Genomic DNA, 24,185 nt, shown 5'->3' on the forward strand with positions numbered 1-24,185 from the left:
TATTAAAGACTAGACGATGAAAAATATATATAAAAAGACAGCATGCTTAATAGCTTTAGGATTGACTTTAGTCTCTTGTGATAATTATCTGGATGATGTGCCAAAGGGTTTTAAAACACCCACAACATTAGCAGATTATGAAGCTTTTTTACGTGACGAATACACCAATCACAGAATTGATATTACCGGAGCGTCACAATTATTAAATGATCAATATGTTACAGTTGCCTCTTTAGCAAGCAATAGATTGTATAATGCCAATTATATGTGGGACGAAAATGCAGATCGTATTTCGTTTAAAGTATCAGACGAAACCGCTTATTATGCAGGTTATGCCGGAATTGCGACTTTTAATTTAATTATCGAAAATGCCTTATCAACAACTACCGGAACTGATGCCGAAAAAAGAATAGTCTGGGCAGAAGCAAAAGTATTGCGTGCTATGAATTACTTTAATCTCGCTAATTTTTATGCAGATACTTATACTGCATCTACAGCTTCAACAAAATTATCAGTTCCTTTAATTACAAGTGCCAATATCAATGCGCCAAGTAAACAAGTAACGATTCAGGAGATCTATGATTTTATCCTGAATGATGTTAAAGAAGCTTTGCCATATCTGCCAAAAGTTTCACAAACTGCTTTGCATCCAAATTTAGGGGCAGGTTACGCATTTTATGCAAGAGTATATCTACAGATGAATAATTATACAGAAGCCCTGAAATATGCAGATTTAGCATTGTCAGAAAATAATAAATTGTACGACTGGATTGGATATTACAATACAAACAAAGCAATTATAGATATTCCTAATTCGTATACTACAACAGTATCTCCAATGGGATATAATTATGTAGAAAACTATACCTATCGTCATGGAACGTATTCTAGTTTAACAACAGAAAATAGTATTCCGGTAGAACGCGCGCAACGTTTTGAAGCTGGAGATGCACGTTTTATTTCTCGTTGGAAAATTTACACCGTTGGAGCAGAAACGTATTATAGAAGAACACTGTCTGGAGCTTTTAATTTTGGCGGTATTACAACTGTAGAAGTGTATTTAATTAAAGCAGAATGTCTTGCACGTGCAGGGCAGATCAGTGAAGCGCTGGGAGTTTTAAATACAGTACGTAAAACCCGTATTTTTCCTGCCTCTTATCAGGATATTTCAACTTCAGATAAAACAACAGCTCTGAATGCTATTTTTAGAACAAAAAACAATGAACTGATTAATACGCTGATTCCTTTTGCAGATGCACGCCGTTTAAATGCCGAAGGTGTTTATAAAGTAAGTTATACTAAAACAGCAAACGGAAATACCTATACTTTAAAATCAGATTCTCATTTATGGACAATGCCATTTCCACAAGGAGCAACACAAAATCCAGGAAACGGAACATTAACACAAAATGTAGATAAATAACAATTCAAAAGCTTCCTGATTAGGAATCACGAAAGGGAAGCTTTTCTATAAAACATCGATCAAAAATGAATACAATTAAATATAAAATAACAGCTTTGTGCATCTGTTTGTTTATGGTTTCAAACACTCAGGCACAAAAGAAAAAAACAGCTGCTCCGGCAGCAGCATCTTATACAATTGAAGGAAACGTTACAGGTCTTGAAGAAGGAACAACTGTAAAATTAATTCCAGGTGGTACACATTCATCAGAACTGCCGGTTGCAGAAACTACGCTGAAAGATGGTAAATTTACCTTTACAGGAAAATTAAAAGAACCGCGTTTTTTCTATATTATCTTTGGTAAAAACAAAGGAAACATTTCTGTAATGGCAGAAAATTCTAAAATAAAAATTACTGCTTCGGGCAGTGTTTCAAATGATGAAGGACAGTATATTAAATTTAAAGACATAGCAGTTACAGGTTCAAAATCACATGATTATTATGTAAAAGAAACCGCTTTTAAAGCAGAGTTAGATAAAGATTATGCTGCTTATCATGTTGGAATAGATGAATTGAGCAATAAAGTAGGCAAAGCCAGAAAAGAAGGAAATAAAAAAGCTTTAGACTCTCTTTACGGCACTGAACAATGGAAAGTTTTTGAAGCAAAGGAAAAAGCATTTTTTACCAAAGTAGAAAAAACAACATTAGATCTTATTGCAAAACATAAAGAAACCTGGTGGGGTCCGTTTTTTATGATGACAAATTTCAGTTATTTTACACCAGAACAAAAACCATTGTACGATCAGTTTTCTGAAACAGCAAAGAAAAGTTACTACGGGCAAATTTTAGATAAAGATTTAAATCCGAAATCATTAATTGGAACCAGCATTGCTAATTTCAGTTTAAAAGATAAAGACGGAAAACCATACGCAGCAAAAGATATTACAGCAGGAAAAAAATATATTTTGGTTGATTTTTGGGCTTCTTGGTGCGGACCATGCCGAAAAGAAATTCCAAACCTAAAAACAGCCTATTCAGAATATTCTGGAAAAGGATTTGAAATTTTAAGTATTTCAATTGACAAAGATGAAAAAGCCTGGCAGAAAGCATTGGGACAAGAAAATATGCAATGGCGTAATCTTTTAGATGATGACAAAGTAAGCAAAGCATTTAATGTAAAAGCAATTCCGGCAACCTATTTAGTTGATAGTAAAGGTATAATTATCAGCGATAATTTAAGAGGTGCAGAATTAGAAGCAAAATTAAAAGAACTATTAAAATCTTAATTTTAAGTTTATAGCCGCAGTTTACAATCTCAATCAACACTGTAACTGAAAACTGGGACTGAAACTGAATACTAAAAAAAATAACTCACATGAAAAGTACAATCTTAAAATCGTCATTAATTGTATTGGCACTTGCATCTGTAATTACTTCTTGCTCTAAAAAAGAAGGTTACACAATCAACGGTACTATTGCCGGATTAGATAAAGGAATGGTGTATCTTGAAAACACAGATGAAAACGGAAATAAACAAATAGCAGATTCTGCACAAATTAAAGAAGGAGGAGCTTTTACTTTTGAAGGAAAAGTTTCAGAACCTTTACTATATACTCTTAAATTAAAAGGAGAAGATTATGGAGCTTTCTTTCTTTTAGAGAACGAAGACATTAAAATTGAAGCTAAAAAAGATTCTATTTTTAAAGCCAAAATCAGTGGAGCGCCGCAAAATGATATTTACAAATCATACTACGATAACGAATTCAAAAAAATCCAGAATATCGCTGGTCCTGTCTACAAATTATCTGACTCCTTAACTCAAAACGGAAAAGTAAAATTAACAGCTGAACAGCAAACCATGATGGATAAAAAATGGAAAGATCTTGCCGCTTTCGCTGATGATTTAACCGATAAATACATCCGAAAAAACAAAGATAAAGTAGGGGCAGCTTTAATAATCAACGACCGAATTGTATCGTATGGAACTCCGGAACAGGTAAAAATGTATTACGCCGTTTTATCTCCCGAAGTACAAAAATCAATTTACGGAAAACAGTTAAAAGAAGCCATCGACCTTAACGAAAAAACAGCAGTAGGCGTTACGGCTCCAGAATTTTCTCAAACTGACATTGACGGAAAAGTAGTGAAACTTTCAGATTATAAAGGAAAATATGTTCTGGTAGATTTTTGGGCTTCTTGGTGCGGGCCATGCCGAAAAGAAAATCCAAATGTAGTTTTAGCTTATAAAACCTATCACGAAAAAGGATTTGATGTTTTGGGAGTTTCCTTAGATGATAAAAAGAACCTTTGGCAGAAAGCAATCGAAAAAGACGGTTTAACCTGGACTCATGTTTCTGATTTAAAAGGATGGCAGAACGAAGCCGCTGTTTTATATGGAGTAAAAATGGTGCCAACGAATTACTTAATTGGTCCAGACGGAAAAATCGTTGCTAAAAACCTTAGAGAAGCAGAATTACAATCAAAACTAAAAGAAATCTTCAGCAAATCATAAAGATTAGTATTTAGTCGTTCCTGATCGCTATCGGGATCAGTCCCAGTCTCAGTCTCAGTCTCAGTTCAAACTGCAAACTGCGGCTGAAAACTAAAAACGGCTGAAAACTAAAAAAATATCAACAAAAACATGAAAAAACACATCCTTCTGGGCTATTGCTCACTAGCATTCTGCACGCTTGTTTCTGCGCAGAATAAATCAGTTAACTTCAAGAAAATAAAAGAATTAGGCGGAATAGAAGAATATTTATATCAGCCAAACGGCATGAATGTTTTGCTTTTGCAGGACAATGCTTCACCTGTTGCAACCGTGCAGATTGTATATCGTGTAGGTTCTAAACATGAGGTTTTAGGAAACACAGGATCGACACACCTTTTAGAACATTTAATGTTTAAAGGAACACCGGGTTTCAACAAAAAAAACGGAAACACCATTACAGATGTTTTGCAAAATACAGGAGCGCAGTTAAACGCCACAACCTGGTATGACCGTACGAATTATTTCGAAACACTTCCGAGTGATAAAATCGAACTGGCACTTCAAATTGAAGCCGACAGAATGCGTAATTCTTTATTATTAAAAGAAGACAAAGAAGCCGAAATGACGGTTGTGCGTAACGAATTTGAACGCGGTGAAAACAATCCAAATAGTTTATTAGACAAAGAGATCTGGGCTTCGGCATACATTGCACACCCGTATCATCACTCGACAATTGGCTGGAAATCGGATATTGAGAATGCACCAATCGAAGTTTTACGTAATTTCTATAATACCTATTACTGGCCGGATAATGCCACTTTAACCATTATTGGAGATTTTAAAAAAGACAACGTTTTTGACTTAATCGAAAAGTATTTCGGTAAAATTACAAAAGCACCAAACGCAATGCCGCAGCCTTACACACAGGAACCGCAGCAATATGGCGCCCGAAAAATTGTAGTAAGAAAACCGGGAGAATTAGGCGTAATAAACAAAGCTTATAAAATTCCGGGCGCTTTACATGAAGATCTTCCTGCCTTAAATATTTTGGGAGAAATTATAGGTTCCGGGGCATCTGCTATTTTAAATAAAACTTTCGTTGACAGCCGTTTAGGAATTTATACGTATGCAAGTGCAACAAATTTCAAAGAAGTCGGTCTTTTTACTATCGGAGTTGGTTTTCCAACCTCATCAAAACATGAAGATATCGATGCAAAAATCAGCGAAGTGGTAGCAAAAATCCAAAAAGAAGGCGTAACACAAGATGAGGTAAACAGAGTAGTTGCCAAAATTAGTGCGCAGACCATTTTAGCAAGAGACGGTTCTGGCGTAATTGCATCAGAATTAAACGAAGCCATTGCAGCCGGCGACTGGACAGATTATGTAACAGGAGTTGACAGATTGAAAAAAGTAACTCCGGCAGATGTTCTTCGCGTAGCGCAAAAATATTTAGTTGAAGACCAAAGCACAACGGGTTATTTTATTCCGAAACAATCAGGAAACCAAAATCAGGATACTGCAAAAGCAAACAACTTTATTCCTGAAAACGGACCGTTTTATTACAGACATTCAGAAGACGGACACGTGCATGAAGAATCAGAATCAAATGTTTCATCGGAACAAAAAAACACAAAAGAAATCGCTTATGATAATGCGGTAATCGAAAAAACAGCTTCGGCTTACAAAAGAGAAAAAGTATCTGGAATTGATGTCATTTCGGTAAAAACTTCAGCAAAAGATTTCGTAACCGTTGCAGCAAGCATTTCGTTAGGAAATTATGCAAATGAAGGAAAAAATAATATGATTCCTTCTTTAACAGCCTCAATGTTATCAAAAGGAACTACGTTGAATGACAAGTTTAAATTCTCAGAAAAACTGCAGAAATTGGGCGTAAACTTAAGCGTAAATGCCTCAACTTTTAAAATCAATATTGGATTTAAATGCTTGAAAAAAGATTTAGATCAGGTAATTACATTACTGGCAGAAGAATTAAGAAATCCTTTGTTTGATGCCAAAGAATTTGAAAACTTAAAACAGCAGTTTATCGGGAATACACAGCAGGATTTAAACGATCCGGGCGAAAGAGGAAGCATTGCATTATCGCAGGCTATTTATCCAAAAGCAAATCCAAATTACAGTTTAAGTGTTGAAGATAATATCGCGAATATTAAAAACGCATCTTTAGATGAAGTAAAAGCTTTTCATAAAAAATATTTCGGATCGGCTTCAATGCATTTAGTAATTGTAGGTGATACAGAAGGATCTAATTTAAATGCTTCTTTAAAAAAATCATTCAAAAACTGGAATGGCGGAGTAGTGGAAAACATGAAATTTGAAGAAGCAGTAAAAGCCAATTCAAAAACAGAAGTAGTAACAATTCCGGAAAAACCAAGTGCCGAATTATTCATTGGGCAATACACAGGTTTAAAAAGAACCGATGCCGATTATATTCCGTTTTACATTGCTAACTATACTTTAGGAGCAGGTTTTGCCGGACGTTTAATGCAGACCGTTCGTGATAATGACGGTTTAACCTATAGTATTTCATCTGGTTTAGGAGGAAATATTACAACAGGCGGTTACTGGTTTGTAAACGCTTCATTCAACCCTGCATTATTTCAAAAAGGATTAGATGCTACAAAAGTTCAGGTAGATAAATGGGTTAAAGACGGAATCACCGCAACAGAATTAGAAAACAAGAAAACCAATTTAATTGGAAGTTTTAAAGTAGGAATGTCAACCACAAGCGGAATGGCAAGAACTATTTTAAGTTTTGTAGAAAGAGGTCTGGAGCCAAACTATATCGAACAATATCCAAAAGATATCGAAAAAGTGACTTTGCAGCAGGTAAACGATGCCGTTAAAAAATACATCCAGTTAGACAAAATGATTATCATCAAAGCAGGTTCTTTAGATAAAGACGGGAATCCTTTGAAGTAGTTTTTTTAGTTTTCAGTCCCAGTGTTCAATCTCAGTGTTCAGTCTCAGTGTTCAGTCTCAGTGTTCAGTCTCAGTTTTTCAGTTCGCTGTAATCTGCAAACTGTGACTGTGACTGAAAACTAAAAAAAAACTGAACACTGGGACTGAAAACTGAGACTAAATAAAAAATTTTAATAGTCGTCTTTCATTATTTTCATTTTAGAATCTGAATTAGTAAGCCATTTTCTATGAAAGACCTTTAAGAGAGCTGTTTTTGCCAACAGCTCTTTTTTGTAAAATATCAAACCAAAAACAATGAAAAATAGCATATTAACTTTCCTTTTACTGCTTTCGGCGAGTATGTTTGGTCAAATGTACAATCCCGTAAAGTGGTCAGCATCTGTAGAGAAAATTTCAGATAAAGAATATATTTTAAAAGCCAAAGCCGTAATACAATCGGGCTGGCATTTGTACGGACAATATATTGAAGAAGGCGGACCTTCGCCAACCGCTTTTACCTTTAAAAATACGCCGAAAAAATTCGAATTAGTGGGAAAAACAACCGAAGAAAAAGGTCATGAAACGATCGACAAAATCTTCGATATGAAAATCAAGTATTTTGAAGACAAAGCCGTTTTTACCCAAAAAATCAAACTGATTTCTGACGTTTCGTCCATTACAGCCGATGTTGATTTTATGGTTTGCGATGACAGTAATTGTTTACCGCCCACAGCAGAAGAATTAACTTTTAAAATTCCGGCAGAAAAGAGATTGGCTTCCGCCGAAGAAACTCCAGCCGTAAAAAAAGATTCGGCTGTTGATGAAGATGTAACATTTGTAAAAGCCGTAGATAAACCAGAAAAAACAGCAGTAAATCCCGTTAAGAAAGAAGAATCAAGAGGGTTGCTGAGTATTTTCATTATTGCTTTTTTATCAGGATTTGCAGCGCTTTTAACGCCTTGCGTTTTCCCAATGATTCCAATGACGGTAAGTTATTTTACCAAGCAAAGTAAAACTAAAGCAGCCGGAATTCGTAATGCCATGATTTACGGATTTTCAATCGTAATTATTTATGTTTTATTAGGTTCTATCGTAACCGCAGTTTTTGGTGCCGATTCGCTGAATGCACTTTCAACTAACGTTTGGTTCAATCTGATTTTCTTTATTTTATTGGTTGTTTTTGCCTGTTCATTTTTGGGCGCTTTCGAAATTATGCTTCCAAATGCATTAGCCAATAAAGTCGATTCACAAGCGGATAGAGGCGGATTAATCGGGATTTTCTTTATGGCTTTGGCTTTAGCCATTGTATCCTTTTCATGTACAGGACCAATCGTAGGAACCTTATTAGTCGAAGCTGCTTCAAAAGGCGGAATTGCGCCAATTGTTGGAATGTTAGGATTTTCAATCGCCATTGCCCTGCCGTTTTCATTATTTGCAGCATTTCCGGGCTGGTTAAATGCATTGCCAAAATCAGGTGGCTGGTTGAATACCGTAAAAGTAGTTTTAGGCTTTTTAGAATTGGCATTAGCCTTCAAATTTTTATCTAATGCCGATTTGGTTCTGCAATTGCATTGGTTAGAAAGAGAAGTTTTCCTTGCCATTTGGATTGCTGTTTTTGGAGCTTTGGCTTTTTATTTATTCGGAAAAATTACTTTACCTCACGATTCGCCTTTAAACCATATTTCGGTAGGAAGATTAAGTTTTGGATTGATCGTTTTAACGTTTACCATTTATTTGATTCCCGGACTTTGGGGTGCACCTCTTAAATTAATCAGCGGATTTCCTCCGCCAATGCATTACAGCGAATCTCCAGACGGATTAGGCGCTAAAAATACTGCCGAAACAACAAAATCTGCTTTGCCGGAAGGCGCAGAATACGGTCCGCAGAATATCATCACTTTTCATGATTACGACAAAGGAATGGAGTTTGCCAAAAAAGCTGGAAAACCTGTTTTGTTAGATTTTACCGGATATGCCTGCGTAAACTGTCGAAAAATGGAAGAATTAGTCTGGTCAGACGCTAAAGTTTTAGGTGTTTTAAATAATGATGTGGTTTTGATTTCGCTTTATGTTGACGATAAAAAAGAACTGCCAGAAAGTGAACAATATGTTTCTGAAACAACCGGAAAAAAAATCAAAACCATCGGGAACAAATGGAGCGATTTACAGATTAAAACCTATAAAGCAAATGCACAGCCGTTTTATGTAATTGTAGATCATGCAAGTAATTCTTTAACAGAAACCTCAGCGTATAATCCTGATATCGAAGAATATTACAATTGGCTTCAAAGCGGTATTAAAAACTTTAAAAAGTAAATTGCTTTTAAGATGATAAATGAAATGGATACTATTTTGAATACAAAACCAAGCGAACTCGAAAATTATTTTTCTGAATTTAGAGAAAATACAATTGGAGTCAATCACAGTTTCGAATCGATTTACGGCCCGCAGAATGTTCTGTATGCAGACTGGATTGCCAGCGGAAGATTATATTTACCGATTGAAGATATTATGCTTCGAAAAATTGGCCCAATGATTGCCAATACACACTCTTTTTCCAGCCAGACCGGAAAAGCTTCGACTTATGCCTATCAGCACGCAAGAGAGCTGATAAAAAAGCATGTAAACGCAAATGAATCCGATTGTCTTGTAGCAACAGGAACCGGAATGACGGCTGCTTTAAATAAATTGCAGCGTATTATGGGACTTCGTTTTCAGGACAATATTTTCAATGTAAAAATCAATTTTGATGATGAAAGGCCGGTAGTTTTTATCACACACATGGAACATCATTCCAATCAGGTTCCGTGGTACGAAACCATTGCCGATGTTGTGGTTTTACCCTGCGGAAAAGACAATTTAGTCGATCCAGAGATATTGGCCGAAGAAATCAAAAAATACGAAAACAGAACGCTTAAAATTGGCTCATTTACCGCTTGTTCAAACGTTACGGGAATTATTACGCCGTATCATGAATTAGCCAAAATAATGCATCAAAACGGCGGTTATTGTTTTGTAGATTTTGCAGCGTCGGCGCCGTATGTTTCAATTGATATGCATCCGGAAGATCCAGAAGAACAATTGGATGCGATTTTCTTTTCGCCCCATAAATTTCTGGGCGGTCCCGGAACGTGCGGCATTTTAATTTTCAATGAAAAATTATACCAATCTAATTTTCCGGATAATCCGGGCGGCGGAAATGTAAAATGCACCAATCCGTGGGGCGGTTATCATTACAGCGATGCAATTGAAGTAAAAGAAGATGGCGGAACACCGGGATTTCTGCAGGTTATGCGAACTGCTTTGTGTCTGGAACTGAAAAATAAAATGAACGTTCAAAACATGAAAAACAGAGAAAAAGAACTGCTTGATCTTTGTTTTCTTGAATTGCAGAAAATAAAAGGTTTAACCATTCTGGGAGATTTAAAAACAGAAAGAATTGGCTGCGTTTCGTTTACAATCGAGAATATTCATTACAATTTAATCGTACGATTATTAAATGACCGTTTCGGAATTCAGGTACGTGGCGGGTGGTCTTGTGCCAGTACATACGCTCATTTTTTATTGAATATTGATGAAGAAAAATCAACCCAAATCACAAACGGAATCCTTCAGAAAAATTTAACCGAAAAACCGGGCTGGGTAAGGGTTTCACTTCATCCAACTATGAAAAATGAAGAACTTTTGTTTATTTGTAAAGCCGTTGAACAAATCGTTTTAAATATTCAGGATTGGCAGAGAGCATATCAATATAATCCTGCAACCAACGAATTTGATAATCTTTTGGTAAAAGAAACCATTGAAGACGATGTCAAAAGTTGGTTTTCTTTGGCTTAGATTTGTGTATATAAAAGAGGCTGTTCTACTTTTGGAACAGCCTCTTTTTTAATTTTCTTTGGATGGAGGATTTTTTTATCTGTATAAACCCCAGCGCCATATCTTATATTAGAAAATAGGTCACTCCGCTGGAGCTTTATATTGTAAATGTATATTGCTATAAATATTAAGCTTCTCTGAAGCTTAAAAAAAGCATTTTATTTTGTATGAATAAACATTGATAGGAGATGAAAAAAAGGTTTTTGAACTCTATTTTCCTTTCAATAAATTAATGCTGACTGTAGCGGTATCGGCATTTGGAAATCGTTTAAAAACAGATTCATCCGGAAATAATCCTGCTTCTGCTGCAATGGTATTAAAAACATCAATTTCAACAATATACTGATCAGAAAAACCATGAGTGGCATCATAAGCCGTTGCAGGAGTGCCGCCTATATTCTCGGCTGTAAGTTTAGGATTTATGGTGTGAAGTTCAATTAAAAGCAGACCAAACTTATGCACATACGGTGACCATTTTTGTAAATGTTCCAGCAGATTATCTTCAACGAGATTGTTACTTATTCGTTTTCCTTTGTAAGCAAACGCACCTGTAGATTTACTGACTCTGTTTTTATTAACATGAATTGGATTATGCCAAATTCGGTTATGGTCTAAAAAAGTCCTTACATTCAGGAGGTCTTTCAAATCAATATTATAGTTTTCTTTGAGATCATTAGCCAATACATCCGGACGTCCAATATCGCCCCAAATTACTTTTGCCCAAATATCAGCTTTTATCAAATTGGCTCTGGTAACTTTTAAAGCAGTTTGATTATAATCGGCGCCAACAAGAAATAGAGGATATTCATCTAAATATTTTCCCCGCAGAGTCTGCCTGTCGATCACTTCAAAAATATGCTGCAGAAAAGCGCCGTTGCCACAGCCCATATCCAGGATTCCTTTTGGCTGTTCTTCAATTGGAAGATTAAAAAGTTTGATCAGAATTTCGTCCACGACTTTAAAATAAGTGTCATGTGCGCCTCCGCTTCCCCAAACATTCATTTCACGATCTACATGAAGTTCGTTTTCACCTTCAGCGGTTTTTAATACATCCGGATTACCAAAAATTAATTCTTCAATTTTGGCGAATGTTGGTAAATAGGAAACCGTAACGCCGTAAGCGCTGGCTCTTTTGGCAAAAAACAAACCGGCTTCGGTAAACTGATAATTGCCGTTTTTTTCGATAAACCAGCCCAGATGAACAAAAAAGTCTAATATTTTTTTGAAGTTTTCCGGTGATTTATGAAACTCTTCGGGTCTGAAAGAAGTTTCCATAAAATATTTATGAAACATGCCGTTCATCGCCAGACGAACTATTGTAGGACCAATTAAATGACCTTCAATATGTTTTAAAATTTGTCTGTGAATACTGCTTCTCAACAGATCTGCTGACGGTTCGATTCCGTATCTAGTTTTATATTTTTCAAAAATAAGATTGAGTTTTTCAAACGGAACATCTTCAAACAAACGAGGATGAAACTGAATCGATAAGTGAAGTAAATCCACAACATCTTCATAAAGATGAAATAATGAAAAAGCCATTTTGGTTTTTTCGTTTACCGAAATTGTAATTTCCTGTGTTTGATTATCAACTTCATAATCCAGAAAACCCTGAGAAGCCAAAACTCTTAAACCTACATTCAGATATCCTTCATTAGCATTAAAAGCAGCAGTAAGCTCAGATAAAGTGAGTTTCTCTTTATTTAAGATAAATTCTAAAACAGATTTATTTTTAAACGCAATTGCCACAGGAGCAGTTACAAGGCCGTCAAGATGCCTAAAAATAGAACTTAAAAACTTTGATTTATGAGCCATAGTACAAAAATGAAGGTTAGTTTAAAAATAGTGAATTTTTTCTTACCTAACGCAAGTCAGTTTTGTTTAGTCCAGAATAAAATTGCTCATTTATATTTAAACAAAAACAGTTAAATCTGACTGGATAAATACGTTCCTATTTTTTAGCTTTCTTACTCTTATGTTTGTAAAAAAATAAAGAAATGGAAATGAATGAAGAATTAGAGAAATTTAAAAACTTAGCAGGTCAATATTTAAATACTTTAAAACCTATTTCGGTAGAAAAAAACAGGTATGAAGTAAAAATTGAATTGACAGGTTATACTGAATTGAGCTGTATGATTACACAAATTTTGAAATCATGTATTTTAACATTAGAACAAAATGCAAATAAAGACACAGATATTGCCTTAATGCTTGAAATGGCGCTTCAGTTACTTCCTGTAGATGAATTTGAATTACTGGATAGAATCAATGAATTACAATAATTATTGAGCTTTATATGCAGCAGTAAGTTTATCCAAAAACTCAAAAAGTTTCGCATTCATTTCGCTGTAATCATAAGCCAGAATAGTTTCAGGACTTTGAACAAATTTGTGTTTTTTACTTGCAGAAGCTAAATCATCTTCACTTTCAATTAAAAGTGATACGACTTCTGTAGATAATTCCATGTGGCATTGAAAACCATAAACTACATTAGAATAGGAAACAATCTGAACCGGACAGCCTTCGCTAAAAGCCAAAACTTTACTTTCTGGTGTCAGTCCTGGCATATCATTGTGCCAATGTCCTACGTTTAAGTATGTGCCGAAATGGTTTATTTTTTCATCTTCGGTACCCAGTTTTGTCAAGGTAATAGGAAAAACACCAATTTCTTTTTCGGGACTCTGATTGACTTTTGCTCCAAGTGCTTCGCCAATTAACTGCGAACCTAAACATACACCTACAACAGCTTTTCCTGCCGAAATACATTTTTGAATCAAATTTATTTCGGCAGCAGCATTAAAATGCGGACATTCCTCCAAAGTAGTATTCGGACTTTGAGGCCCGCCCATGACAATTAGCAAATCGATTAAATCTGCTGAATCGGGCAGGGGTTCGTTTTCATAAACTTTAGAAAAAGAAATTTGATAATTTCTCTCTTTTGCCCAGTTTAAATACGCTCCCGGCGCTTCAAATATTTCGTGTTGTATAAAATGTATGTTCATCAAATTCAAAATTTAGAGCAAATTTACCTTCATTATAAAAAATCCTCATAGTCCACTTTTAATTATTAAAAGATAGTCCAGAAGTTAAAACTGAAAACTGCGACTAAAAACTCACTTATTCATTGCAATATACTCCGAAGGAGTCATTGTAAAATGCTTTTGGAAATTACGTCCGAAACTCGTCTGCGATTTATAACCCACCATTTCGGCGATTTCATACATTTTGTAATTCTCGTTTAAAAGTAACTCAGCAGCACGTTTTAAGCGTACGATATTAATCAGCTCATTCGGACTCAGATTCGAAATGTCTTTAATTTTTCGGTATAAAGTTGAACGGCTCATATTCATGATTTGTGCGAGAGATTCTACGCTTAAATCAGAATCGGTGATGTTTTTCAGAATTTCTTCGTCGAGTTTTTTCAGGAACTTTTCATCGGTTTTGTTGTGTGCAATACTTTTAATATGCGAAAGCGGCGAACTCGCATAATAATTCATAATCTGCTTTCTGTTTTCAATCAAATTATTTACCTGAACTTTTAAATAATCCATTGAAAAAGGTTTTGCTATATAGGCATCGGCACCCACTTCAAGACCGTCAATTTGGGATTTCAGCGAATTTTTGGCGGTAAGCAAAATCACCGGAATATGACTGGTTTCGAGATTTGTTTTAATCTCTTTACACAATGTAATTCCGTCCATAACCGGCATCGAAACGTCGCTTATAACCAATTGAATATTTTCATTATGAATTATTTTTAAGGCATTTTCTCCATTATCCGCTTTTAAAATAGTATAAAACGGCGCTAATTCAGTTGTAATAAAATTCAATAAATCTTCATTGTCTTCAACTACTAAAAGCTGTGTTTTTTCATGTTTGTTTTCGACTTCAATTGTTTCAGATTCCGTTTCGACTTCTTCTTTTTCAGGTTCATTGTAAAACATAAATTCTTCTTCCTGACGAAGCGGCACCACAAGCTCAAAAATATTGACTTTTGAGTCCGGAATTACCTGCAGATTTCCGTTATGCAGCTGCGTTAACGAATGCGCCAGCGATAGTCCAATTCCTGTTCCCGAAGTCGTATCCATATTATCAACCCTGAAAAACGGTTCAAAAATTTTATCTTTTAAATGAAACGGAATCAGATTTCCGTCATTTTTTACAATTAAAGTCAGTTTCTTTTCATCTCTAAAAAGCGTAATCGAAGCTTTATCTGTAGAATATTTAATAGCATTGCTCATCAAATTACTCAGGATTTTTTTGAAAGCTTCTTTATCTACAAAAGCAAAAATGTCTTTTTCGCCCAGTTCAAGTTCAAATTCAATTCTGCGTTCTTCAATCAACTGACTGAATCTCAAATGTAAATTCCGAACCATCGACGAAATATTGGCTTCTACAAAAGTCAATTTCAAACCGCCAATTTCAGATTTTCTAAAATCCAGTAATTCGTTTACCAGTTTTAATAAACGAGACGTGTTTTTCTTCATTATAGAAAGATTCTGAGGTACTTCCGGCGATTTGTGCTCCATAACCAAAAGTTTTTCCAAAGGCCCTTTTATCAACGTCAAAGGCGTTCTGATTTCGTGCGCCACATTGGTAAAAAAGTCAATTTTGGCCTGATAGATTTCTTTTTCTTTTTCGTCGTTTAGATGTTTTATTTTTCGGTTGTTTTTAATCTGCGTTAAATTCTGCGAATAACGAATGATGTAATAAAACGAACCGCATATTAGCAGAAAATAGAAAAAATAAGCATAAGAACTCGCCCAAAACGGAGGCAGAATTCTGATTTTTAATTCTACTTCTTTGCTCCAGACACCAAAACTATTCAGCGACTTTACTTTAAAAACATAATCACCCGGCGCTAATTCTGTAAAGAAAACTTTATTGTTGCGTTCCAGATAAACCCAGTCGTTGTTAACGTTTTCCAGTTTATACCAATATTCTGTAAGTTCCGGCGCTGTGTAATTTAAAGAGGCAAATTCGAGATTAAATGACGACTGGCTATTGTCTAATTCCAGTTCATCAATATGCGAAATAGATTGTTTTATAGGCGAATCATTTCCGTTGGCATCAATATCCTTATTATTAATCTGAAGATTGGTGATGAAAATCGAAGGCGTGTATTTATTCTTGGTAAAGTTCTTCGGGTTGAAACTGATCATTCCGTTTAAATTTCCAAAATACATATCGCCATTCGTATCTTTATAAGCCGATGCATAATTAAACTGGTCGCTCAATAAACCATTTGCGGTTGTATAAATTTTGATGCTTTTATGATCCGGGCCAAATTTTACCAAACCTTTGGAAGTCGTCAGCCATAAATTTTTAGAATCGTCTTCTAAAATCGAATACACGACATTACTTGGAAATCCGTTTTTGGTGGTGAATTTTTTAAACGTTCTTGTTTTTTTATCAAATAAATCCAGTCCATTTTCGGTAGCAAACCATAAATTTTTAGAACTGTCTTCAAAAATATAATTGATAGAGTTATTGCTGATTCCGTTTGGGTTTTTATAATCGTAAATAAAAACCTCTTTCTTTTTGGTTTTAGGATTGTAATAAAACAAACCATCGCGGTAACTTCCCGCCCAGAGATTTCCGTCACTGTCTTCTTTATAAGTCGTATAATGCGTGGTTTCCGGAAATGTTTTTAGAGTATCAAAAGTATCTTTCTGCTCATTATACACATAAAGTCCCATTGTCGTAATTACAATTAATTCGTCTTTTTTGGTTACATAAAAAGAAAAAATAAAATTACTTCGCAATCCAGAACCCGGATTATTGGCACTGTAATGTTTGATAACTGCGCCCGAATTTCGGTCTAAAACATCCAGACCATGTTCAAAAGTTCCTACCCAGATTTTGTCTTTTCTGGGCATTAAAGCATGAATATTATAATATGAAACACTGCTTTTGCTTCCGTTTGGCAAATACGAAGTAAAGATTTGAGTTTTTGGATTAAATCGGTTTAAGCCGGCATCTTCAGTTCCAATCCATAAATCACCTTTATCATCTTTATGAATTTCTCTAACGGCGCTTCCGCTGATAGAATTTTGCCCTTTCTGCGGAAAATATTTCTTGAACTGCGTGTATTGTTTTTGATGGTAATTAATGCCTCCAAAATACGTTCCAACCCAAATTCCGTTTTCTTTATCAATAGTTATAGAATACGCCGCATTATCTGAAATTGCATACGGATCATTGTAATTTTTTTTGAGATTAACGCTCGACTTCGTTTTTAGATTATAAACATAAACCCCAGATTCACTGGCAATCCAGAGTTCGTCGTTTCCTTTCTTTTTAAACTGGCGGACATAAACAGGTTTTTTTGTCGAAAATTCTAAACTTGAAGTTTTTTTGTTTTGAATGTTATAAAGTAAAACGCCGTCGTCCTGCGTTCCTATAACAATATTGTTTTGGTCTAAAGCATAAATAACCGTAATCCTAAAATTAGCAGAATTGGATGGAGGCGTTACAGGAATATTTTCAAAGGAAAGATTTTCTTCAGAATAACGGTAAATTTTATTTAAGGAAGAAGCCCAGATCTGCCCGTTTGCATCTCTGGAAATCGAAGTGGCTATAAAGTATTTATTTGGGTTAAAAGTTTTGGTTTCTTTTTTTGAAGTAGAATATTTATAAAGAATATTTCCTGAAATGAACCAGATATTTCCGTTTTTATCGTGATTAATATCGTTGATACGATCGTTAATAGCTTCGTTTAAAACTGTAAACTGATCTGTTTTTTTATCGTATTGGTACAAACCTTTATCTGTCCCTACCCAGATAACGCCTTTATACTCGTGTAAAGACTGAATATAATTGCTTCCTAAACTATGAATTGGATCGGCATTGCTTCTGTAAGTTTTAAAACGATAGCCGTCAAATCGGTTTAAACCATCTTTTGTACCAAACCACATAAAACCGTCATCATCTTGTAAAGAGGTCAAAACGGTGTTGTTAGAAAGTCCTTCTTCAACCTGAAAATGTTTGAAATAATATTCTTGTGCTTCAATAAAATTTACTGAAAAAATCAAAAAAAATACAAAAAGAAAGAATTTACGCATAGCTGTGTTTTTTAGGATAAAACATGGACTTATTCAAATCGTGTCAATTTTCAACAAAATGTTGCAGGCCTCTGTTTTTCTCGTCTTTTTTATACAATTTGAATCATTTGAGATAGAAATTGACACAAATGAAGCATTTTATTTTGAATTAAAATCATCTACTTTGGATTTTCAAATAAATGATATTGACAATTTTTAGGCTTAAAAAATACATTGTCTTTAAAATAAAGTTTGAAAAAATATTCCATTAGCAATTTTGAAACAAAATGAACGAATTATTAGCAGCTAGTAAAACTATTTGTTTTTTTGTGCGCATTAGAGCCGACTAGAATTAGTAAAAAACAATTGTAAAACCAACCAAAAAAGAAACTATCTAAATGACAAATCAATGAAAACAAAGATCACTCAAATTTTAAAGAAGAGATATTACCTCTTGTTTTTCTTTAGTTTATTATTACAACAATCGTATGCACAACAGCAAATAACCATAACGGGAAAAGTAGCTTCTGCAGCAGGAGAATCAATTCCGTTTGCTAACGTTGTCATTAAAAACACTAAAAACGGCGCTGTAACCGATTTCGATGGAACGTATAAAATAACCGCAGGCTCAGACCAGACACTGGTTTTTAGTTCTCAGGGTTATAAAACAACCGAAATCGCGATTAACGGCAAAACAATAATAAATGCTGCTTTAGCAGAAGATGCCACAAAACTCGACGAAATTGTAGTAGTAGGATACGGCTCGCAGCAGAAAAAAGACCTTACAGGAGCTGTAGCGCTGGTTAAAGCCACTGAAATTCAAAAAAGACAGGTAACTACAGTTGCAGATGGATTACAAGGTTTAGTTACGGGAGTAAAAGTTCGCGGCGGCGGACGTCCCGGACAGGAAGCTAATATTGAAATTCGTGGTTTAAAGAACCTTCAAAATGCCAATCCGCTTTATGTAATTGATGGTTTGGTAACAACGGCAAATCGTGATTTTAACCCAAATGATATCGAATCAATTCAGGTTTTAAAAGATGCTTCTGCCGCTGCTATTTATGGTTCGAGAGCAGCAAATGGGGTAATTATTATTACGACTAAAAAAGGTAAAAAAGGACCGCTGCAAGTTGAAGTTTCGGCAAAAACAAGTTTTCAGGTTATGCCTCGTTACGATTTGATGGGAACCGAGGAGTTTGCCAAATACAACAACATGGCGTATGACAATGCCGGACTTCCGAGACAAAACCTGAATATGGCTGTTGATACTGACTGGCAGGATGCAACTTTTCAAACAGGAATGATTCAGGATTATAATGCGAGTTTTTCAGGCGGAAACGAGAATTCTACATTTTTCCTTTCTGGAAATTATTTTGGAAATGAAGGAACTGTTGTTGGAACTGATTTCGACAGAATTTCATTTCGTGTAAACTCAAGCGGTACAAAAGGAATTTTTAGTATTGGAGAAAACTTAGCCATTAGTAATGCTAAAACAGATGAAATGTCTGGAAATCCAATTATTGATGTTTACAGAATGACGCCGACAATTCCGCTTTACGACGCTTCTAATCCGGGCGGATACGGGTACGGAAAACAAGGTGTTGCAGATACTTTTGGAACAAATCCTCTGGCACTTGCTGATTTTTCTAATACAACAAACGAAAACTTTAGAATTAGAGGAAACATCTGGTCAGAGTTAAAATTTGTGCCTTGGTTAAAATACCGTTTCAATTTTGGATATGAAACTAGTTTTGATTCTTATAAATACATGAGAAAAAAAGGAAGCTGGACATTAAACCAGCCTCAGGATCCATCTCAGACCGATCAAAATAAAGGAAGATCAGAAACGATGTTATTTGAAAATACACTGACTTTCAAAAAAGAATTTGGGAAACACGATATTACAGTTTTAGTAGGTCAGACGTTTCAAAAAGATACTTACAATCAGATTTATGGAACAAAGAGAAATCTGCCAATGAATTCTGGAACAGGTCAGTATTATGAAGTTTTAAATCAGGGAGATTCACCTGTTGTTGGAGGTTTTATAAACGAAGCCGCTTTAACATCCTACTTAGGAAGATTAGAATACAATTACGATAATCGCTATTTATTTAATGCAGTAATCAGACGTGATGGTTCATCAAAATTCAGCGATGGAAATAAATGGGGTAATTTCCCGTCACTTTCTGCAGGATGGAGAATAAGCAACGAATCATTTTTTAAATCAGAATTTATTAAAGATTTAAAATTAAGAGCAAGTTATGGAGAATTGGGTTCTGGAAATATCAGAGAATACGAGTCAAGAAGTTTCATTAATAATTTCGGACAAATTGTATTAGGTAAAGACCAAAACTTATATCCATCTGCAGCTCAGGTAAAATTATCAAATTCACAATTGCGCTGGGAAAAATTAAAACAAACCAACTTAGGATTAGATTTAGGAGTTTTAAATAATGATCTGCGTCTTACTGCCGATTATTTTATTGCCCGTACAGAAGATGTATTATTTGGTTTTCCAATTTTACTGACTACTGGTAACGATGGCGGAAACCCAATTTCTAATGCTGCAACTGTAGAAAATAAAGGTTTTGAATTAGAACTGGCTTACAGCAAAAAAATCAACGAAGTTTCATTTAATGCTTCTGTAAACTTTACAAAAATAAACAACAAACTGGTTTCTTTAGGTAACGGTCAAAATGAAAACATTATTGGAAACACCATGACACGCAGCGGACAACCAGTAGGTATGTGGTACGTATTGCAGACAGATGGTTTATTCCAGTCTCAGCAAGAAATTCAGAACTACAAAAACGCAGATGGAAAAGTGATTATGCCAAATGCGGTTCCGGGAGATATTCGTTTTAAAGATGTGAACGGTGACGGGCAAATTACAAATGAAGATAAATCTATCGTAGGAAGCCCATGGCCAGAATTTGAAATGGGATTAAACGCCGGAGCAGAATACAAAGGTTTTGATTTTTCTATGAACTGGATTGCTTCGCACGGAGCTACTGTTTATAATGGATTTAGAAGTGTTGTAGATCGTTTTGACGATAACAGTAACTACAGAACAGGTATTCAGCCTTGGACACCAGAAAATCCAAATACTGATTTTCCTAGAATTACAAAAGGTTCAACCTTAAACTCAAGAGGAGACAGCGACCGTTTCTTAGAAAGCGGTGATTTTATCAGACTAAAATACATTGGTTTTGGATATAATCTGCCAGACAGTGTTTTAAAAAATTCAGGAATTACAAGAGCAAGATTAACATTATCTGCACAAAACATTCTTACGATTACAAAATACAAAGGCTTAGATCCTGAATTTAGTAATACGGGAGATAACAGAATTTTTGAAAGAGGTGTTGATAATGGTTCTTTCCCAAATCTAAAAACATATTCTTTTGGTGTAGAGTTTAGCTTTTAATTTAAAAAACAGCGTAATGAAAAAAATAATAATAATAACAGCAGCTTTTCTGGGTCTGGTTTTTACAGCTTGTGAAAACGAATTGGATTTGAACAGCCCAAATGATATAACAGTAGATCAATATTGGAAAACTGAAAGTGATGCACAAGCCGGTGTAAACTCAATTTACGCCATGTTTTATAAAGACGGATTATGGGCAAGATGGATTTATTTTCGTTTAGACCTTACTTCTGATGAAGGTTACAGCGTAAGCCCGTGGACAGAATTAGCAGACTGGACAAGATTTAATTACATCAATTATAATTTTTGGGAAGGAAATGCCGTAACATGGAGAGATACTTACAAAGCCATCTTTAGATGTAATCAGGTTTTAGCAAATGTTCCAAATATTGCTTTTCAAAATGAAGATGATAAAAAGAAAATTATTGCGCAGGCTAAATTTTTCAGAGCCTTACATTACTACTATGCAGCAGTAATCTGGGAAGATGTTCCATTGGTTTTAGATCCGTCTACGCCGTCAGATTTACCTCAGCAGAAAAAGGTTGACGAAATCTGGGCACAAATTGAAAAAGACCTAAACGAAGCCTACGAAGATCTGCCAAGAGACTGGTCATCAGATCAATTGGGAAGACCGGATAAAGGTGCCGCAAAAGCTTTTCTTGCCAAAACGTATATGCAGCAGCGCAAATGGCCGGAAGCCAAAGCCGCTTTAGAATATTTAATTAACGGCGCAGGAGCAAAGTATAGCTTAGCTGCTAACTACAGAGACAATTTTACAGATGTAAATGAAAACAACAGCGAATCTGTTTTTGAAATCCAGTTTGGAGATCAAAGAAAAGGAGGAACAGATGAGTCACAAAATGCAGCAGTTTCGAGCAATCGTTCGCAGTTTTTTGCACCTAGAGGAATTGGATGGTCAGACGGTCAGGCTCGTTTTTGGTTAGTAAATGCTTTTAAACAGGAAAAAAACAAAGATGGTAATCTGGATACTCGTTTAAGATGGACTTTATACTACCCTCAATTACTGGCTGATTTTGGAGATAAAACATACGATAGAAACTGGGAATGGAATAATGATGAAGCATGGTTTAGAAAAGGAAGCCGTGACTACTACAGAAATAATGAAGATTATTACAACCAGGTAAATTACAGATTAGTTCGTTATGCAGACATTTTATTGCGTTATGCCGAAGTTTTAAATGAATTAGGCAATACTTCAGATGCTTACCAATATGTTGATCAGGTAAGAGCTCGTGCAAACATGAAGACATTAGCTGCTGCACATCCTGAAATTGGAAACGATCACGATAAATTCTTAGAACGTTTGAAAATGGAAAGAGTTCTGGAATTATGCGGCGAAAGTGTTCGATGGGAAGATTTAAAACGCTGGGGAGATTTAAATTCTCAGGCTTCAGTTGATAAAATTGCGCTTCGTGATCCGGATTTTAAAAACTTCACGGTAGGCAAAAATCATAGAATGCCAATCCCGCAGAGTGATGTAGATAATAATCCAAATCTAGAGCAGAACTCTGGATATTAAAAAGATGCATTGGTTAAAATTGAACAGAATTTAATTTTAACACATAGAAACATAGTTTTTAGGAATCTATTAAAGGCGTTTCACTTAGAATAATACACAATAGGACTATTTGTGAAAGCTGGCTTTTTCTATAATCTTAAGCAGAATAATAAAATCTATGTTTCTATGTGTTAAAAATAATCTCACCCAATGAATTAAAACTGATTTTTTGAGAGAATCAGATTAATATATCTGATTCCCTTATCATAAAGAACGATTGTTCATAATAACAAAATTTATAATGAGAAAAGTAAAATTGTGTCTGACATTTATGTTGGCAGGATTAGTATTGCTAAGCTGCAACAACAAAAAAAGTAATTCTGAAGAGAAAAAAAATGAAACTGCTGTAATCGAAAAAAGAGAAATCTGGACAAAAGACCAAGCCAATAAATGGTACGCAGAACAGCCTTGGTTAGTGGGCGCAAATTATTATCCCAGCACAGCTGTAAATCAATTAGAGATGTGGCAGGAAGATACTTTTGACCCCAAAAGAATCGATCAGGAATTGGGCTGGGCAGAAAATTTAGGCATGAATGTAATGCGCGTTTACCTGCACGATTTATTGCACAAGCAAGATGGAGAGGGACTTTACAAACGTATGGATCAGTTTCTTGAAATTGCAGACAAACATCACATTAAAACCCTTTTCGTTTTATTTGATTCCTGCTGGGATCCGTTTCCTTCTTTAGGAAAACAGCGCGCTCCAAAACCCTTCAAACACAACTCAGGCTGGGTGCAGAGTCCGGGACAAAAAGTGCTGCAGGATTCTACACAATATCCTCGTTTAGAAAAATATGTAAAAGAAACGGTTGCCAAATTTAAAGATGACAAACGTATTCTGGGCTGGGACGTTTGGAACGAGCCGGATAATATGACAGGACCATCTTATGAAAAAGTAGAAATCAAAAACAAAGTCGATTTAGTTCTGCCTCTTTTAAAAAATGTTTTTGTGTGGGCAAGAGAAAGCAATCCTTCACAGCCTTTAACTTCTGGAGTTTGGGTTGGAGACTGGAGCGATGAAGCGAAAATGAAACCAATGCACAAAATGCAGATTGAACAATCAGATGTAGTTTCTTTTCACAACTACAATACACCACAAGATTTCGAAAAAGTAATCAAACAATTACAGCGTTACGGAAAACCGCTATTGTGTACAGAATATATGGCAAGACCAAACGGAAGTACTTTTGAAGGATTTTTACCAGTAGCCAGAAAATACAATGTAGGCATGATTAACTGGGGATTTGTTGATGGAAAAACACAAACCAAATACGCCTGGGACAGCTGGACGAAAGAATACAGTTCAGAACCAAAATTATGGTTTCACGAAGTATTACACACAGACGGAACACCATACATAAAAGCTGAGACAGATTTGATTAAAAAAATGACAGCAGAAGCGAATAAGAAGTAGATAAATTTTATTGCCCACAGATTTCACAGATTTC

General features: G+C 35.2%; 13 protein-coding genes. 10 read left to right on the forward strand and 3 right to left on the reverse strand.

The features are described from left to right. The first annotated feature begins 16 nt into the window (after positions 1-16). The 6 genes from PQ462_RS05185 to PQ462_RS05210 all read left to right on the forward strand — a co-directional run bounded on the left by PQ462_RS05185 (position 17) and on the right by PQ462_RS05210 (position 10,649). Positions 17-1,423 (forward strand): RagB/SusD family nutrient uptake outer membrane protein, encoded by a 1,407-nt coding sequence (locus tag PQ462_RS05185; protein ID WP_274252598.1) that lies wholly within the window; start codon positions 17-19, stop codon positions 1,421-1,423. A 65-nt stretch (positions 1,424-1,488) separates the two neighbouring features. Continuing rightward, on the forward strand, positions 1,489-2,688 hold the full coding sequence (locus tag PQ462_RS05190) for a TlpA disulfide reductase family protein (RefSeq protein ID WP_274252599.1): 1,200 nt from the start codon (positions 1,489-1,491) through the stop codon (positions 2,686-2,688). 89 nt (positions 2,689-2,777) lie between these two features. Beyond that, on the forward strand, positions 2,778-3,914 hold the full coding sequence (locus PQ462_RS05195; RefSeq protein ID WP_274252600.1) for a TlpA disulfide reductase family protein: 1,137 nt from the start codon (positions 2,778-2,780) through the stop codon (positions 3,912-3,914). A gap of 129 nt (positions 3,915-4,043) precedes the next feature. Next, positions 4,044-6,833, forward strand: a complete 2,790-nt coding sequence (locus PQ462_RS05200) for a M16 family metallopeptidase (protein ID WP_274252601.1) — start codon at positions 4,044-4,046, stop codon at positions 6,831-6,833. Positions 6,834-7,127: 294 nt separating this feature from the next. After that, complete coding sequence (locus PQ462_RS05205) at positions 7,128-9,128, forward strand: protein-disulfide reductase DsbD family protein (RefSeq protein ID WP_274252602.1); 2,001 nt, start codon at positions 7,128-7,130, stop codon at positions 9,126-9,128. 12 nt (positions 9,129-9,140) lie between these two features. Next, positions 9,141-10,649, forward strand: a complete 1,509-nt coding sequence (locus PQ462_RS05210; RefSeq protein WP_274252603.1) for an aminotransferase class V-fold PLP-dependent enzyme — start codon at positions 9,141-9,143, stop codon at positions 10,647-10,649. Between the two features lie 249 nt (positions 10,650-10,898). Here the strand turns inward: PQ462_RS05210 and PQ462_RS05215 are convergent, their stop codons facing one another. Beyond that, positions 10,899-12,503, reverse strand: a complete 1,605-nt coding sequence (locus PQ462_RS05215) for a class I SAM-dependent methyltransferase (RefSeq protein WP_274252604.1) — start codon at positions 12,501-12,503, stop codon at positions 10,899-10,901. 182 nt (positions 12,504-12,685) lie between these two features. On the opposite strand from PQ462_RS05215, the gene PQ462_RS05220 reads away from it, so the two are divergent. Then, positions 12,686-12,970 (forward strand): hypothetical protein, encoded by a 285-nt coding sequence (locus tag PQ462_RS05220; protein WP_274252605.1) that lies wholly within the window; start codon positions 12,686-12,688, stop codon positions 12,968-12,970. Here PQ462_RS05220 and PQ462_RS05225 read toward each other — a convergent pair whose 3' ends face one another. Then, the gene (locus PQ462_RS05225) at positions 12,971-13,690 is read right to left on the reverse strand and encodes a type 1 glutamine amidotransferase (RefSeq protein ID WP_274252606.1); all 720 of its coding nucleotides are present in this window, start codon (positions 13,688-13,690) and stop codon (positions 12,971-12,973) included. Positions 13,691-13,801: 111 nt separating this feature from the next. Next, complete coding sequence (locus PQ462_RS05230) at positions 13,802-17,752, reverse strand: hybrid sensor histidine kinase/response regulator transcription factor (protein WP_274252608.1); 3,951 nt, start codon at positions 17,750-17,752, stop codon at positions 13,802-13,804. 388 nt (positions 17,753-18,140) lie between these two features. Here PQ462_RS05230 and PQ462_RS05235 point away from each other — a divergent pair, with 388 nt between their 5' ends. The 3 genes from PQ462_RS05235 (at position 18,141) to PQ462_RS05245 (ending at position 24,151) form a co-directional block, all read left to right on the forward strand. Next, on the forward strand, positions 18,141-21,158 hold the full coding sequence (locus tag PQ462_RS05235) for a SusC/RagA family TonB-linked outer membrane protein (RefSeq protein ID WP_274252609.1): 3,018 nt from the start codon (positions 18,141-18,143) through the stop codon (positions 21,156-21,158). Positions 21,159-21,174: 16 nt separating this feature from the next. Continuing rightward, positions 21,175-22,698 carry a RagB/SusD family nutrient uptake outer membrane protein gene (locus PQ462_RS05240; RefSeq protein ID WP_274252610.1) on the forward strand — a complete coding sequence of 508 codons (1,524 nt, stop codon included), beginning with the start codon at positions 21,175-21,177 and terminating at the stop codon, positions 22,696-22,698. 280 nt (positions 22,699-22,978) lie between these two features. Continuing rightward, positions 22,979-24,151 (forward strand): cellulase family glycosylhydrolase, encoded by a 1,173-nt coding sequence (locus tag PQ462_RS05245; protein WP_274252611.1) that lies wholly within the window; start codon positions 22,979-22,981, stop codon positions 24,149-24,151. Positions 24,152-24,185: the final 34 nt, after the last annotated feature.

The sequence above is a fragment of the Flavobacterium sp. KACC 22758 genome, from assembly GCF_028736135.1.
Taxonomy (GTDB): Bacteria; Bacteroidota; Bacteroidia; order Flavobacteriales; family Flavobacteriaceae; genus Flavobacterium; species Flavobacterium johnsoniae.

Bases quoted from the DNA above. Each gene is read 5' to 3' on its own strand.
- PQ462_RS05185 (WP_274252598.1), top strand. From the start codon at position 17: ATGAAAAATATATATAAAAAGACAGCATGCTTAATAGCTTTAGGATTG.
- PQ462_RS05190 (WP_274252599.1), top strand. From the start codon at position 1,489: ATGAATACAATTAAATATAAAATAACAGCTTTGTGCATCTGTTTGTTT.
- PQ462_RS05195 (WP_274252600.1), top strand. From the start codon at position 2,778: ATGAAAAGTACAATCTTAAAATCGTCATTAATTGTATTGGCACTTGCA.
- PQ462_RS05200 (WP_274252601.1), top strand. From the start codon at position 4,044: ATGAAAAAACACATCCTTCTGGGCTATTGCTCACTAGCATTCTGCACG.
- PQ462_RS05205 (WP_274252602.1), top strand. From the start codon at position 7,128: ATGAAAAATAGCATATTAACTTTCCTTTTACTGCTTTCGGCGAGTATG.
- PQ462_RS05210 (WP_274252603.1), top strand. From the start codon at position 9,141: ATGATAAATGAAATGGATACTATTTTGAATACAAAACCAAGCGAACTC.
- PQ462_RS05215 (WP_274252604.1), bottom strand. From the start codon at position 12,503: ATGGCTCATAAATCAAAGTTTTTAAGTTCTATTTTTAGGCATCTTGAC.
- PQ462_RS05220 (WP_274252605.1), top strand. From the start codon at position 12,686: ATGGAAATGAATGAAGAATTAGAGAAATTTAAAAACTTAGCAGGTCAA.
- PQ462_RS05225 (WP_274252606.1), bottom strand. From the start codon at position 13,690: ATGAACATACATTTTATACAACACGAAATATTTGAAGCGCCGGGAGCG.
- PQ462_RS05230 (WP_274252608.1), bottom strand. From the start codon at position 17,752: ATGCGTAAATTCTTTCTTTTTGTATTTTTTTTGATTTTTTCAGTAAAT.
- PQ462_RS05235 (WP_274252609.1), top strand. From the start codon at position 18,141: ATGAAAACAAAGATCACTCAAATTTTAAAGAAGAGATATTACCTCTTG.
- PQ462_RS05240 (WP_274252610.1), top strand. From the start codon at position 21,175: ATGAAAAAAATAATAATAATAACAGCAGCTTTTCTGGGTCTGGTTTTT.
- PQ462_RS05245 (WP_274252611.1), top strand. From the start codon at position 22,979: ATGAGAAAAGTAAAATTGTGTCTGACATTTATGTTGGCAGGATTAGTA.